Genomic DNA, 12,603 nt, shown 5'->3' on the forward strand with positions numbered 1-12,603 from the left:
GAGATACATCTAAAAGTTGCACAATCCCCCCTGTTCCCGGCCGCCAAGTTTTCCTATGGTGCGGAGGTGTCAGTATCCGACAAGAGGGATGGTCGAGCCTTGAAGACGTTAACCAGTGGTGCCGCGGGCCTTGCGCTCGCAATGGTTTTGCCGATGTCCACGGCCCAGGCAGATCCCCTGACCACCAAACAGACAAACATCTATGGTGTGCCCGGTCGCCTCATCGACATGCCCACCGCCGAGGTGGCCCCCGATGCCCAGCTTTCGACCACCGTGTCGATCTATGGCAGTGGCAACAATCAGACCACCCGCACGACGCTCAGCTTTCAGATGCTGCCGAGGCTCAACGCCTCGTTTCGCTATAGCGCGATTGGCGGGCTTGTCCCCACGCCGGGGCGGCCAACATTCACCACGCTCTATGACCGCAGCTTTGACCTCAGCTACCGGTTTCTGAACGAGGGCAAATATCACCCGGCCATGTCCATCGGCCTGCGCGACTTTGCCGGAACGAACATCTATAGCGGCGAATATATCGTCGCCACCAAAAGCTTTGCCCAGGGCAAGCTGGCACTGACCGCCGGGCTTGGCTGGGGGCGGCTTGGCAGCTATGGCAGCCTTGGCAGCACAGGGACGCGCAAGACCGGTTTTCTCGGCCAGGGCGGCATCCCGTCTTATGACCGGTGGTTCCGGGGGGATGTCGCGGCCTTTGGCGGCCTGTCTTATCAGCCCACCGAAAAGCTCGGGTTTTCGGTCGAATATTCCTCGGACGCCTATGATCGCGAGGTGCGTGACGGGGCGCTCGACCATAAATCGCCGTGGAACTTTGGCGTGAGCTACAAGGCGAGCGAGGCGCTGCGCTTTGCCGCCTATTCGCTCTATGGCGATGAGATCGGCGCGAGCGTGACCCTGACGCTGAACCCGCGCAATCCGGCGGTGAAGGGCGGGCTCGAGCCCGCGCCGCTGCCTGTCGCGGTGCGCTCGGCCCAGAGCGCCGCCGATCTTGGCTGGAGCACCGATCCGGCGCGCCGGGCCAGCACCACCGCCCAGAGCCAAGAGACGCTGAGCGCGCTGCTCGAGAAGGAAGGCATCTCGCTTCATGCGATGTCGATGTCCGGGCGCGAGGCGCATGTGCAGATCCGCAACCATCGCTATGACATGCGCGCGCAGGCCTTTGGGCGGACGGCGCGGGCGATGACCCGCTCCCTGCCCGCCTCGGTCGAGACGCTGACCGTGACGCTGATGACCCAAGGCGTGCCCAGCACCGCCGCCACCTTCCGGCGCAGCGATCTCGAGCGGCTTGAAAACGCCCCGGCGCAGGCCATGCGTGAGGCAACCACGCTCAGCGATGGGCGCCGCTTCGACACTGGGCTGAGCTATCATGAGGAGGCGCTGCCGCGGTTTGAATATTCCGTCTCGCCCTTCCTGCGGCTGAGCGTGTTCGACCCGGAGAACCCGGTGCGCGCCAATGCCGGGGTGCAGGCCAAGGCCAAGTATCACTTTGCCCCCGGCTGGTCGGTCTCGGGCTCTGTCTCGCAGAAACTGGTGGGCAATCTCGACAAGAGCTCGCCCCCCGGCGCGTCGGGTCTGCCGCGCGTGCGCTCGAACGTGGCCTTCTATTCGCGCACCGACACGCCAACCATCGATCACCTGACGCTGGCCCATTACGGGCGGCCCGCCGAGAATATCTACAGCCGGGTGACCGCCGGTTATCTCGAACGGATGTATGCCGGTGTCTCGGGTGAGGTGCTGTGGAAGCCGGTCGAGAGCCGTCTCGGCCTCGGGGCCGAGATCAACTATGTCCAGCCGCGCGATTTCGACCAACAATTCGGCCTACGCAGCCGCAACACCGGCACCGGGGTGATCCCCGAATGGAACGGCCATGTCTCGGCCTATCTCGACATGGGCTATGGGTTTCACGGGCAGCTCGATGTTGGGCGCTATCTCGCCGGGGATTGGGGCGCGACCGTGGCGCTCGACCGGGTCTTTGCCAATGGCTGGTCGATCGGCGCCTTTGCCACCAAGACCAATGTGTCGTCCGATACTTTTGGCGAGGGCTCCTTTGACAAGGGGCTGCGCATCACGATCCCCTTCGCCTGGGGTCTTGGCACCGCCAACAAGCGCAGCTCGACCACGACCTTGCGTTCGCTCACCCGCGACGGCGGCGCGCGGCTTGAGGTCGAGGACCGGCTCTATGAGCGGATCCGCGACACGCAAGATCCGCAGCTCTCGCGCGGTTGGGGGAAATTCTGGAGATGACCGATATGATCCGCACCGCCGCGCCCCTGTCGCGTAAATTGGGTGATCTGGGCCGCGTGGCCGCCCTTATGGGCCTTGGCCTCTTGGCCGGGTGCAGCAATGCGCCCGAGGCGGGCAAGACGACGGGTTTTGTGAAGGGCATCTTTACCAAATCCTCGGCCCAGCCGCGCAGTGCCGAAGAGGTGTCGGCCGAAGCCGCGGCGGCGTTGCAGCGCACCGATGCGCGCGTGATTCTGATCTCGCTGCCCTCGGTCGAGGTGACGACAGTGATGCAAAAGCTCGAGCAGAACGGGGCTTATGAGACCTATGGCACCGCCGACCGGCGCAGCCTGACGCTGCGCAACGGGATGCTCACGGCGAGCCGCTCGATTGGCAGTGATCTGATGTCCGCCGATGTCACCGAGGCGTTGCGGCTGGTGAGTGCCCGCCGCGCGGGCCAGGCGGTGCGGGTTTACCGGCATCTCGATGGTGAGAACCTGACGGTCGCCACCCGGATGCGCTGTGACATCCGCGCCGGCGGGACCTCGCAGATGGCGGTGGGTGAGATCAACGCGACGGTGACCAAGGTGATCGAGAGCTGCACCGGTGAGGCGCAGTCCTTCGAGAATATCTACCAGGTCGATGGCGCGGGGCGCATTCTCGCCTCGAAACAATGGCTGAGCGCCGAGCGCGGGGCGATTTCGATCCAACAGCTGCGCTGAGCGAGCGGTGCTGTGGCGCCTCGGTTGGCGAGCGCTGCCTGCTCTGCGCGTTTTACGGGCGATAGGGCCTGCGCCTGGTAGGATGTTGGCGGGAAAAATCCTGTCGAATTCGAGCGTGGCTGGAGGGGCAGCCCGCCATACCTGAGCCTGGGGTGACTTTGATCTGCCACCTCAAATGGCCAACATTCGGTGAACAGCGCAATGACCGGCCCATGAAAAAAGGCGACCCCGAAGGCCGCCTTTTCCCTATCTCTTCCAAAACCGTGAGACGGCTTAGGTGTCGTCGCTGGAATCCAGTGCGGCGATCGCGATGACAGCCACTGCGATACCGGCAGCCACAGCGCCAGCGCTGATGTTGGTCATGCCTTGCGAAGACACAAACGGATCTGCAGTCACGTTTGCTTCGTTGGCCGCGACGGGGGCTGCTGCTGCCGCAACAATTGCGGTGGCGGCGGCGAGGGTTGCGAATTTTTTCATGTCGTCTCTCCAAACCATTTAAAAAGGCGCGTGAGAATCCACGCTCCGCGGTGACTATTACACAGCTTAAGGCAGAAAAAAACTGTAAACCTCATTGCTGTGGCCTTCTCGCGAACTGTTGCATCGAGGTCGCATCTCCGGCGGATTTTAACCTTTGTTACAGGATGTTACTCGCTGCGGCGCAGGGCGATGACCTCGTCAGAGGCGATCTCTTGTCCGGTGGAGAGTAGCAAACGGGTGCCTTGGGCGGTCTGGCGTGCCTCCACGATATCGGCGCGATGTTCCATCGGTTGCGACCCGAGCATAGCGTCGCTGGCATAGCCCTCCACCGTCAGCGTGTAGACGCCATTGGGCAGCGGTTTGCCATCCTCATCCACCGCGACCCAGGTCAGCTCTCCGCCGCTGGCGGGGACAGTCTGGCGTTGCACCTCGACCCCTTGGGCATTGGTGGCCAAGGCGATCTCTGGCAGGACCAGATCGACCGGCGCGCCATCGAAGGCCACGGGCGCGGTGGTGCGCGCCTCCATGCCCACCCAACCGAGCAACTGCCCGAAACCGAGACCGCCCAGTTGATTGCCCAGAGCGCCCAAAAGGTCATTGGTACGCACCTGCTGTTCCACGGTAGAAAACGTCGCCAATTGGACCGCGAAATCGGTGCCTTCCACCGGGTTCAGCGGGTCCTGATTGCGCATCTGGACCGTGAGCATTTTGAGGAAAGTCTCAAAATCCGCGCTGATCGCGCGCGAACTGCTGTCGCTCTCGGCCTGTGTACTGGCTTGGCCGGATTGGGCGGTCTGACCCGTCGATGTTGTGCTGGTGGTAACGTCCATTCAGTGTCCATTCCTCTCAATTGCGCGCCCTGTAGGCCCAGCTATGGTTACAGCCGCAGGTTCAGCCCGTCGGAAAGGAGCAACTCTTGTGCCGCTGCCTGCACCGCAACCGGCCCCTCCTCCTCCAACAAATCGAGCTCTAGAAGCTCTGCCTGATCCGGCATCTGATCTCGGGCCTGACCCGATCCCGCCCCGCCAAAGCTCATCTCGGCGCGTTCAAATCCCGCCTGACGGAACTCTTGCATGAGCTGCTCGCTGTGGCGGCGCATCAGATCCAGCGTTTCAGGGCGATCCGCATGGATTGTGACCACCAGCCCCGCCTCGCCCGGTGCCATACTCAATCGGACGCGCCCAAGCTCGGCCGGGTTTAGCGTGAGGTCCACCTGCCCCGGAATGCGCGGCCCGTCCGGCCCCGCGCGGACGAGCCGCGCGACGAGTTGCTGACCGATATCAGCGGCCTGCGCCGTGGCGCTGCCGGGTGGTGAGGACACGGGCCCGAACCGCAGAGGATCAGAGATCGATCGCATGTCGGTCAGACCGGACAGCAAACGCTCGCCCCCATCGCCCGGCGACGATGATGCATCGCCTGCCGCTCGCCGTGCGGCCTCGCTGGCCTCCGCGGCTCCAATGGCCGTGGCCGATACTATCTGGCTCGCCCTTGGCGATGCCTCTGGCCGGCTGGGCTGCACCTTTTCCCCAACGGGTTCCTCTCTGCTCCGCCCTTCGCCGCCTGACTGATCAGGCAGATCAAACGGCGCCCCGGTTGTGGCGGACACGGCGGGCGCGGTGGGCGCGGGTCCAAAGCCGTTGCCTGCGGCAAGAGGCGGAGAAGCTGCTTTGCCATCTTGTGCGGGGTCCCTGATAGCTCGGGCCGGCTGCGCGACAGTCGCGGCCTCAGACGGCGTTCCTGCGGCACGGCTCAACCGGTCCGAAGGGGACTGACCCGCCGCCAGCTCTTCGATTTCCAGCACTCGCGTCATGGCTGCAGTCGTATCATCAGTTTGCATGGTTGCAGGCGGGGGCTGCCAGCCATCCGCGTCTTGAGGGTCATCCTCTGCGATGTGCGAGGCTTCTTGAGCAAGCACTTCTCCTGCTCCTGTGGCCCGCGTGGCAGGATCACGCAGCCGCTCATACCCATCTTGCGAAGCGCCCATATCTGGCGATTCGGCCGCAGTCTGAGCCTCTTCAATTGCGACCTCGACCGATGCCGTCTCAGCCTCTGCCGCGAGGCGAGACTCAGGCTCTGATTGAGGCGTTTCCTCGCCTTTTTCGGCCCGGCGATTCACGATATCTTCAAAACTCTCATGGCTTTTCGCAGGCTGTTTCGGCGTCGCCGTCCCGGGCACGGAAGGGGCAGTCTTGGCCTGAGGCGGCGAGACATTCGCCCCCCGCATCTGGGAAATAAAATCCTGCATGATCAGCCTCCGGCACCGTCATTTGACCTGTGCAGAATATCCGTCGCTGGTTACCGCTTCTTTACCGCTTTGCTGTTTATTGGTCCCAAGTTCCATCAATTGGAGGCATTCCTGTGACCGCTTCTTTACCATTGGCTGCGCGCCCTGCCGCGCCATCAATTTCATCGCCCACAGCCGCACCAGACCGGCGCGCTGCCGCAGAAAAACTCGAGGCGGTGTTTCTGGCAGAAATGCTGAAATCAAGTGGCCTTGGCAAGGCGACCCAGGGGTTCGGCGACCAGGGCGACGAGGACCATTTCGCCAGTTTTCAGCGCGACATCCTCGCGCGGGAAATGGTGCGCAAAGGCGGCATCGGGCTCGCCGAAATCTTCTTTCGGGCCATGGCGGGACGGGCCGATGAGTAGCGCGCCGACGACCGATCTGATCGATGAGCTGACCGATCTTCTCGAAGCCGAGCAACGCGCGCTTCTCGATGGGGATTTGACCGGCGTGACTGCGCTTGCCGAACGCAAAGCGGCGCTGATAGCAGCCCTCGACAAGGCCCCAACCCAACCCGGCGATTTACACGGTTTGCGCGCCGCTCTCGACCGCAATCAGACCCTGCTGCGCGGCGCGAGTGACGGGATCAAAGCGGTCGCCGAACGGCTGCGCGCGCTCAAACGAACCCGCGACACGCTCGAGACCTATGGGCGCGATGGCAAACGCGAAACGATCACCGCACATAAAACGAAAACCGTGGAAAAACGGGCCTGAAACCGCGGTCATTCAAATCCGAGATAAACGGTGGGCAGAGTTTAGGGTTTCGTTAGCAGTTTCGGCCCCAAGGTGCCCCGGCATCCCTCGCGGATGGCGCAGCCCGCCCCCCGGCGCTGCATATGTCAGAAGGCAGCAAACCGCCTGGATCGCCCAGGCACGAAACAGGTGCAAAGCACTGTCGACGAAAGGAATAATCCATGGCCACCTTCCAGGCGCCGCCGTGATGGCCTTCGCCACCCATGACCTTCTTTTTCTTGATGATAATGGGCGCCACATTACCCTGCGCGCTCATATCCACCACCTTCATTCACCCAAAGGTAGGGATAGCAGCAGGCCGTTACCGCCGGTTTAACAGCTAAAATTGTCGCCGTTTCACCGCCCGGCTCAGTCGTAGCTGCGCTGATCCTCGATCACCATCCCATCATTGGGAAGACTGCCCGGCGCGACGATCTCGATCCGCCCCTTCATCTTGAGCGCCTCGACCACCGAGCCCTCATAACGCTCCGCCGCGCCGCCCTCGGCCTCGATCTGCACGGTCATCACATCGCGCTCGCCCTCGCGGCTGGCGATGACACGGGCGCGGCGCACCTCCTCATGGCGCGCGACCAGCGCCGCCACCTGTTCGGGACGCACGAACATGCCCTTGATCTTGGTGGTCTGATCGGCCCGCCCCATCCAGCCCTTGATGCGCATATTGGTCCGGCCACAGGGGCTCTGCCCCTCCATCACCGCGCTCATATCGCCAGTGGCAAACCGGATCAGCGGATAGTCGGGGTTGAGCGTCGTCACCACGACCTCGCCGACCTCGCCCGGCCGCACCGGATCGCCAGTGCCCGGGGTCACAATCTCGACGATGACCCGCTCATCGACAATCATCCCCTCCTGCGCCGCGCTCTCATAGGCGATATTGCCGAGATCGGCCGTGGCATAGCATTGCAGACACAGGATGCCGCGATCCGCATATTCCTGCCGCAGCGACGGAAAGAGCGCCCCGCCGCCCACCGCCGCGCGGGTGATCGACAGCCGCTCGCCCATCTCCTCGGCCTTGTCGAGAATGACCTTGAGGTAATCGGGCGTGCCCGCATAGACGGTACATCCGATATCCGCCGCCGCCCGCACCTGAAGCTCGGTCTGCCCGGTCCCGGCGGGCAGCACCGCCGCCCCCACCGCCCGCGCGCCGCTCTCGAAAATCATCCCCGCCGGGGTCAGGTGATAGCCAAAGCAATTCTGCACGATATCGCCCTCGCCCACGCCACAGGCATGGAGAAACCGCCCCATCCGCCACCAGTCGCGATCCATGCCGCCCGGCTCATAGATCGGCCCGGGGCTCTGGAACACATGGGCAAAGCCCGACACCGGCCGAGTCGTCAGCCCGCCAAAAGGCGCCGCGCCCTTCTGCGCCGCCCCGAGGTCGGATTTCCGCAACACCGGCAGCCGCGCCAGATCGTCGAGACTGCCAAGCCCCTCGGGTTCCACCTCGTCAAGCGCCCCGGCATAGCCCGCCAGCCCCTGCGCCCGGCCAAGCTGCGCCCGCAGCTCATGCATCTGCGCGTCAAGCCGTTCCTCGGTGCTGCGGGTCTCTAGATCATCGTAATAGCGGGTCATAGCCTGTCCTTGCCAGGGCGCAATTGCGCTGGATTAGGGTCTGTTTTGATGCCCCGCACCCGGGGCGGACGTGTCACTTGCGGGGGCAATCCCCGGCTCAGCTGAGCCAGCGTTTGCGGCGCCGATAGCTGCGCACATCGCGAAAGCTCTTGCGCCCCTCATCGGACATGCCGAGGTAGAATTCCTTCACATCCGGGTTCTCGCGAAGCTCCTTCGCGGGCCCGTCCATCACCACCCGGCCATTCTCGAGGATATAGCCGTAATGGGCGAAGCGCAGCGCCACATTGGTGTTCTGCTCCGCCAGCAAAAACGTCGCCCCCTCGTTTTCGTTGAGGCTTTTGACGATGTTGAAAATCTCTTCCACCAGCTGCGGCGCAAGCCCCATGCTCGGCTCGTCGAGCAGGATCATCTCGGGCCGGCTCATCAGCGCGCGACCGATCGCCACCATCTGCTGCTCGCCTCCCGAGGTATAGCCCGCCTGGCTCTTGCGGCGCTCCTTGAGACGCGGAAAATAATCATAGACCATGTTCAGATCGGCATCGATCTCGCCACGGCTCGCCCGCCGCGTATAGGCCCCGGTGAGAAGGTTCTCCTCGACGGTCAGATGCTCAAAGCAATGCCGCCCTTCCATCACCTGAATGACCCCCTTTTTCACAAGCTCCGAGGGCACCAGATCCTGCACCCGCTCGCCGCGATACTTGATCGACCCCTTGGTCACCTCGCCCCGCTCCGAGCGGAGCAGGTTCGACACGGCCTTGAGCGTGGTGGTCTTGCCCGCCCCATTGCCGCCCAAGAGCGCGGTGATCCCGCCCTTCGGCACCTTGAGGCTCACCCCTTTGAGCACGAGGATCACATGGTTGTAGATCACCTCGATATTATTGACCTCGAGCAGGCTGTCTTCTGTCTCTGCACTGTCCAGCATGGGCCCTGTCCTGCGTTAGAATTGCGGGAATGGGCCCCGGCACATGGCCGGGGCCGCATCACTTAGTTGCAGCGTTCCGAGATGTTGTTCTCGGCGGCAAAGGCGGCACTGTCCTCGGCCACCAGCGTCGCGATCACCTCACGGTCGCTGTCGATGTAATCGGTCAGCGGCTTCCACATCTTCTCATTGGCGTCCCACTGCTGAACGATCGCCTGACCGGACCCACCGTGATCGGCACAGCTCACGCTGAACTCCGGCCCGATGCCTTCCATGCCAAGCGCGGCCATCTTCGCATTGGTCATCTCCAGCGCCTCCATCCCGTCACGCATCTGCGCGGCGTTGATGTCTGCGGTGCCGTGGATCTCCTGCGCGGTCTTGGCTGCCTCAACGGCGAGCATCGCGGCATACATGCCCCGCGTATAGAGAACCGACCCCACGTTCGATCCGTCGCCCGCGGCATTGCCCGCCTCATGGACATGTTTCTTGATGTCCTCAAAGACCGGCAGATCGGCGATCCGGTTCATGTTGAGCGACTTGTAGCCATGAGCCGCCTCGCCCGCGGGCGTCACGTCATGCTCGGCCCCGGCCCACCAGTTGCCGATGAAGTTTTCCATCGGGAAACGGATGTTGGCGGCCTCTTGAATGGCGACCTGGTTCATCACGCCCCAGCCCCACATGATCACGTAATCCGGACGCTCCCGGCGGATCTGGAGCCATTGGCTCTTCTGTTCCTGACCGGGGTGATCCACCGCGATCTGGCCAAGCTCGAATCCGTGTTTCTTCGACAGCTCTTCGAGCGTGCGAATGGGCTCCTTGCCATAGGCCGAGTTGTGATAGAGCAGCGTGATCTTCTTGCCATCGAGCGACCCGCCGTTCTCTTCGAGCAGGTGGTTGATCGCCGCCGAGGCCGCGTCCCAATAGTTCGCCGGATAGTTGAACACATTGCTGAACACCTTGCCATTCGCGGCAGAGGTCCGGCCATAGCCCATGGTGTGAAGCGGGATACCATCCGCCGTCACCTTCGGGATGAGCTGATAGGTGATGCCCGTCGACAGCGGCTGATAGACAAGCGCGCCTTCGCCCTTGGTCGCCTCATAGCATTCGACGCCCTTCTCGGTGTTATAGGCCGTCTCGCATTCGATCACCCGCGCCTTCTCGCCGCCGATGCCGCCATCGCGCGCGTTGACCAGCGCGAAATAATCCTGATAGCCATCCGAGAACGGCACGCCGCCCGCCGCATAGGGACCGGTGCGATAGCTCAGATCCGGAAAGACCAGATCCGCCGCCGCCGGGCCTGCGGCCAATGCCGCCCCCAAGGCCAATGTCGTGAACATCTTCTTCATCGGTTTATCCTCCCATGGTTTGTCCGATGTGCCGGGGTTCGCCCGGTCGTCTCTCGCAGCCCGCCCCGTTAATGCGGGAAGGGCCACAATCTCAGTTTTTCCTTCGCCACCCGCCACAGCTGGGCCAGCCCATGCGGCTCGACGATGAGGAAGAGCACGATAAGCGCCCCCACGATGATCAGCTGCAGATGCGCCACAAGATCGGTCGGCCATCCCAAGAGATCGACCCCCACCAGCTTGAGCACCACGGGCAAAAGCACCAGGAACGCCGCCCCCGCGAAAGAGCCGAAAATCGACCCCAACCCGCCGATAATCACCATGAACAGCACGAGGAAAGACTTGGTGATGCCAAAGGCCTCGCCGACTTCCACCGCACCCAGATAGACCGCGAAGAACAACGCCCCCGCCACGCCGACGAAAAACGACGACACCGCAAAAGCGCTGAGCTTGGCCATCAGCGGATTGACCCCTATGATCTCGGCCGCAATGTCCATATCGCGAATGGCCATCCATTTGCGCCCCATCATGCCCCGCGTCAGGTTGCGCGCGATCAGCGCACAGAACACCGTCAGCACCAGACAAAAGAGATAGGCCGCCCAGGCCGCCGTCTCCGGCCCGGTGACCGGCACGCCGAACATGGTCCGCTCCGGCGCGTTGATCTGCCCCGAGGCGGAATAATTGTAGAACCACGGCACCCGGTTGAAGAGCCAGACGAGAAAGAACTGCGCCGCCAGCGTCGCCACCGCGAGGTAGAACCCCTTGATGCGCAGGCTCGGCAAACCAAAGAGCACGCCAACCCCGGCGGTGATCCCCCCGGCCAACAGCACATGGATGAGAATGCTCACCTCCGGGAAGGCGGTCATCAGCTTGTAACAGGCATAGGCCCCCACCGCCATGAACCCGCCGGTTCCAAGGCTCACCTGCCCGCAATAGCCGGTCAGGATATTGAGCCCGATCGCCGCGATCGAATAGATCAGGAAGGGCAGGAAGATCGCATTCACCCAATAGTCGTTGATGACAAAGGGGATGAAGGCAAAGCCGATGATCAACACCGCATAATAGCGGTAGCGGTCGAACTTGATCGGAAAGGTCTGGCTATCGGCGACATAGCTCGTCTTGAAATCGCCTGCTTCACGGTAGAGCATCGCTTACCCCTCTCCCTGTTCCACGCCACGCCCGGCGCCATTCATCTTCAGACCATGCGTCTTCAGTTCTTGCTTCTTTTGGCCCCGAAATATCCCGGGGTCCGGGGCAGCGCCCCGGCACTCCCGCCGCGCCTCACACCCGTTCAATGATCTTCTCCCCAAACAGGCCCTGCGGGCGGAACACGAGGAACAACAGCGCCAGCACATAGGCGAACCAGTTCTCGGTCGCCCCGCCGACCATCGGCCCCACGGCAAATTCGAAAAGCTTCTCGCCCACCCCGATGATGAGCCCGCCGACAATCGCCCCGGGGATCGAGGTGAACCCGCCGAGCATCAGCACCGGCAGCGCCTTGAGCGCGATGAGCGACAGCGAAAACTGCACCCCCGATTTCGTGCCCCACATGATCCCGGCGACCAGCGCCACGAACCCTGCCAGCGACCAGACCATCACCCAGATGAAGTTGAGCGAAATCCCCACCGACAGCGCCGCCTGATGGTCATCCGCCACCGCGCGCATCGCCCGGCCCTGCTTGGAATATTGCGCGAAAATCACCAGCGCGATCACCAGCAGCGCCGCCACCAGCGTCGCCACCAGATCGAGATTGTCGATGAAGAACCCGTAGTTGAAGATGTTATAGGTGAGCTCGTCAATCGGCCCGTTGATCCCCTGCGGCAACCCGACATCGAGCTTCTTGATGTCCGACCCCCACATGATGTCGCCCACCCCTTCGAGGAAATAGGCAAGCCCGATCGTCGCCATGAAGAGGATGATCGGCTCCTGGTTGACGAGATGGCGGAAAATGAACTGGTTCACCGCCCAGGCCAGCGCGATCATCACCACCATGGTCAACAGGATCGCCAGAAGCCCCGGCACATGCCAGCCAAAGTGATGGATTTCCGTGCCAAAGATCGCGTTGATCAGATGCGCGAAGGGCACCTGCCCCTCCATGATCCCGACCAGCGTCAGCGCCGCAAAGAGCGCCATCACCCCCTGCGCATAGTTGAAAATCCCGCTCGCCTTGAAGATGAGGACAAACCCCAGCGCCACCAGCGCATAGAGAACCCCCGCCATGAGGCCGTTGAAAAAGACCTCCATACCCCAGATCAATTGTTCAGGCATTCTCTTGCTCTCCTTTGCGGGGGGCGTGTCGTG

Annotated in this window: 13 protein-coding genes and 1 pseudogene; 4 read left to right on the forward strand and 10 right to left on the reverse strand. The window is 62.9% G+C overall.

Annotation, left to right across the window (positions count from 1 at the left end):
* Window positions 1-153: 153 nt before the first annotated feature.
* Entirely contained in the window at window positions 154-2,256 is a 2,103-nt protein-coding gene (locus WA237_RS03745; protein WP_336096732.1) for a YjbH domain-containing protein, read from the forward strand.
* Window positions 2,253-2,957 carry a YjbF family lipoprotein gene (locus WA237_RS03750; protein WP_336096733.1) on the forward strand — a complete coding sequence of 235 codons (705 nt, stop codon included), beginning with the start codon at window positions 2,253-2,255 and terminating at the stop codon, window positions 2,955-2,957. The genes WA237_RS03745 and WA237_RS03750 overlap by 4 nt, the downstream gene beginning before the upstream one ends.
* A gap of 273 nt (window positions 2,958-3,230) precedes the next feature.
* On the opposite strand, the gene WA237_RS03755 is transcribed toward WA237_RS03750, so the two are convergent.
* From WA237_RS03755 to WA237_RS03770, 4 genes are all read right to left on the reverse strand, one after another.
* Complete coding sequence (locus WA237_RS03755) at window positions 3,231-3,434, reverse strand: hypothetical protein (protein WP_336096734.1); 204 nt, start codon at window positions 3,432-3,434, stop codon at window positions 3,231-3,233.
* 167 nt (window positions 3,435-3,601) lie between these two features.
* Window positions 3,602-4,264 (reverse strand): flagellar hook capping FlgD N-terminal domain-containing protein, encoded by a 663-nt coding sequence (locus tag WA237_RS03760; protein WP_336096735.1) that lies wholly within the window; start codon window positions 4,262-4,264, stop codon window positions 3,602-3,604.
* 47 nt (window positions 4,265-4,311) lie between these two features.
* Window positions 4,312-5,679: a flagellar hook-length control protein FliK gene (locus WA237_RS03765; RefSeq protein ID WP_336096736.1), complete on the reverse strand. Its 1,368-nt coding sequence runs from the start codon at window positions 5,677-5,679 to the stop codon at window positions 4,312-4,314.
* Between the two features lie 18 nt (window positions 5,680-5,697).
* Window positions 5,698-5,922, reverse strand: a complete 225-nt coding sequence (locus WA237_RS03770; RefSeq protein ID WP_336096737.1) for a hypothetical protein — start codon at window positions 5,920-5,922, stop codon at window positions 5,698-5,700.
* On the opposite strand from WA237_RS03770, the gene WA237_RS03775 reads away from it, so the two are divergent.
* Both WA237_RS03775 and WA237_RS03780 read left to right on the forward strand, forming a co-directional pair.
* Entirely contained in the window at window positions 5,910-6,083 is a 174-nt protein-coding gene (locus tag WA237_RS03775; protein ID WP_009813197.1) for a hypothetical protein, read from the forward strand. The genes WA237_RS03770 and WA237_RS03775 overlap by 13 nt on opposite strands.
* Window positions 6,076-6,432: a flagellar biosynthesis protein FlgN gene (locus WA237_RS03780; protein ID WP_336096738.1), complete on the forward strand. Its 357-nt coding sequence runs from the start codon at window positions 6,076-6,078 to the stop codon at window positions 6,430-6,432. The genes WA237_RS03775 and WA237_RS03780 overlap by 8 nt, the downstream gene beginning before the upstream one ends.
* 202 nt (window positions 6,433-6,634) lie before the next feature.
* Here WA237_RS03780 and WA237_RS03785 read toward each other — a convergent pair.
* The 6 genes and pseudogenes from WA237_RS03785 to WA237_RS03810 all read right to left on the reverse strand — a co-directional run.
* A pseudogene (locus WA237_RS03785) lies at window positions 6,635-6,727 on the reverse strand (chemotaxis protein MotB); the annotation flags it as partial.
* A gap of 92 nt (window positions 6,728-6,819) precedes the next feature.
* The gene (locus WA237_RS03790) at window positions 6,820-8,040 is read right to left on the reverse strand and encodes a phenylacetate--CoA ligase family protein (protein WP_336096739.1); all 1,221 of its coding nucleotides are present in this window, start codon (window positions 8,038-8,040) and stop codon (window positions 6,820-6,822) included.
* A gap of 97 nt (window positions 8,041-8,137) precedes the next feature.
* Window positions 8,138-8,962: an ABC transporter ATP-binding protein gene (locus WA237_RS03795; protein ID WP_216015280.1), complete on the reverse strand. Its 825-nt coding sequence runs from the start codon at window positions 8,960-8,962 to the stop codon at window positions 8,138-8,140.
* Window positions 8,963-9,024: 62 nt separating this feature from the next.
* Entirely contained in the window at window positions 9,025-10,305 is a 1,281-nt protein-coding gene (locus tag WA237_RS03800; RefSeq protein ID WP_336096740.1) for an ABC transporter substrate-binding protein, read from the reverse strand.
* 68 nt (window positions 10,306-10,373) lie between these two features.
* Window positions 10,374-11,450 (reverse strand): branched-chain amino acid ABC transporter permease, encoded by a 1,077-nt coding sequence (locus tag WA237_RS03805; protein ID WP_009813202.1) that lies wholly within the window; start codon window positions 11,448-11,450, stop codon window positions 10,374-10,376.
* 133 nt (window positions 11,451-11,583) lie between these two features.
* Window positions 11,584-12,570, reverse strand: a complete 987-nt coding sequence (locus WA237_RS03810) for a branched-chain amino acid ABC transporter permease (RefSeq protein ID WP_040617889.1) — start codon at window positions 12,568-12,570, stop codon at window positions 11,584-11,586.
* Window positions 12,571-12,603 lie beyond the last annotated feature (33 nt).

The sequence above is a fragment of the Roseovarius sp. CH_XMU1461 genome, assembly GCF_037027165.1.
GTDB lineage: Bacteria > Pseudomonadota > Alphaproteobacteria > Rhodobacterales > Rhodobacteraceae > Roseovarius > Roseovarius nubinhibens.